At 49.9% G+C, this 1,772-nt stretch carries 1 rRNA gene; it reads right to left on the reverse strand.

Annotated elements, in window-relative coordinates:
* Positions 1–76 precede the first annotated feature (76 nt).
* Positions 77–1,648, reverse strand: a 16S ribosomal RNA gene (locus LFUMFP_RS09775).
* Positions 1,649–1,772: the final 124 nt, after the last annotated feature.

Consider the following 1,772-nt stretch of genomic DNA (forward strand, 5'->3'; position numbering starts at 1 on the left):
TTGAGAGTAGACCTCTCAAAACTAAACAAAGTTTCGACGCTAACAAATGTACAAGGTTTTCCGTATTATTCCTTAGAAAGGAGGTGATCCAGCCGCAGGTTCTCCTACGGCTACCTTGTTACGACTTCACCCTAATCATCTGTCCCACCTTAGACGGCTGGCTCCCGAAGGTTACCTCACCGGCTTTGGGTGTTACAAACTCTCATGGTGTGACGGGCGGTGTGTACAAGGCCCGGGAACGTATTCACCGCGGCATGCTGATCCGCGATTACTAGCGATTCCGGCTTCATGTAGGCGAGTTGCAGCCTACAATCCGAACTGAGAATGGTTTTAAGAGATTAGCTTAACCTCGCGGTTTTGCGACTCGTTGTACCATCCATTGTAGCACGTGTGTAGCCCAGGTCATAAGGGGCATGATGATTTGACGTCGTCCCCACCTTCCTCCGGTTTGTCACCGGCAGTCTCACTAGAGTGCCCAACTAAATGCTGGCAACTAGTAATAAGGGTTGCGCTCGTTGCGGGACTTAACCCAACATCTCACGACACGAGCTGACGACAACCATGCACCACCTGTCATTCTGTCCCCGAAGGGAACGTCTTATCTCTAAGATTTTCAGAAGATGTCAAGACCTGGTAAGGTTCTTCGCGTTGCTTCGAATTAAACCACATGCTCCACCGCTTGTGCGGGCCCCCGTCAATTCCTTTGAGTTTCAATCTTGCGATCGTACTCCCCAGGCGGAGTGCTTAATGCGTTAGCTGCGGCACTGAAGGGCGGAAACCCTCCAACACCTAGCACTCATCGTTTACGGCATGGACTACCAGGGTATCTAATCCTGTTTGCTACCCATGCTTTCGAGCCTCAGCGTCAGTTACAGACCAGACAGCCGCCTTCGCCACTGGTGTTCTTCCATATATCTACGCATTTCACCGCTACACATGGAGTTCCACTGTCCTCTTCTGCACTCAAGTTTCCCAGTTTCCGATGCACTTCTTCGGTTGAGCCGAAGGCTTTCACATCAGACTTAAAAAACCGCCTGCGCTCGCTTTACGCCCAATAAATCCGGACAACGCTTGCCACCTACGTATTACCGCGGCTGCTGGCACGTAGTTAGCCGTGGCTTTCTGGTTGGATACCGTCACTACCTGATCAGTTACTATCAGATACATTCTTCTCCAACAACAGAGTTTTACGATCCGAAAACCTTCTTCACTCACGCGGCGTTGCTCCATCAGACTTTCGTCCATTGTGGAAGATTCCCTACTGCTGCCTCCCGTAGGAGTCTGGGCCGTGTCTCAGTCCCAGTGTGGCCGATTACCCTCTCAGGTCGGCTATGCATCACAGTCTTGGTGGGCCTTTACCTCACCAACTAACTAATGCACCGCGGGTCCATCCTAAAGTGATAGCCGAAACCATCTTTCAACCTTGCACCATGCGGTGCTAGGTTTTATGCGGTATTAGCATCTGTTTCCAAATGTTATCCCCCACTTTAGGGCAGGTTACCCACGTGTTACTCACCCGTCCGCCACTCACTCAAATGAGCTTCAATCAGAAGCAAGCTTCTTCAATCAGTTCCAGAGTGCGTTCGACTTGCATGTATTAGGCACGCCGCCAGCGTTCGTCCTGAGCCAGGATCAAACTCTCAATTAAAAGTTTGTAGCTCTTGTTTTTGTTACTTAATTTATTTGCTAGCGAATTGACTTCGCAAATATGTTGTGCCCCGAAGGGCGACCCTACACATTTGATTTGTCGAAACTTTGTTCAGTTTTCAAAG

The sequence above is a fragment of the Latilactobacillus fuchuensis genome (genome assembly GCF_900258455.1).
Classification (GTDB): domain Bacteria; phylum Bacillota; class Bacilli; order Lactobacillales; family Lactobacillaceae; genus Latilactobacillus; species Latilactobacillus fuchuensis.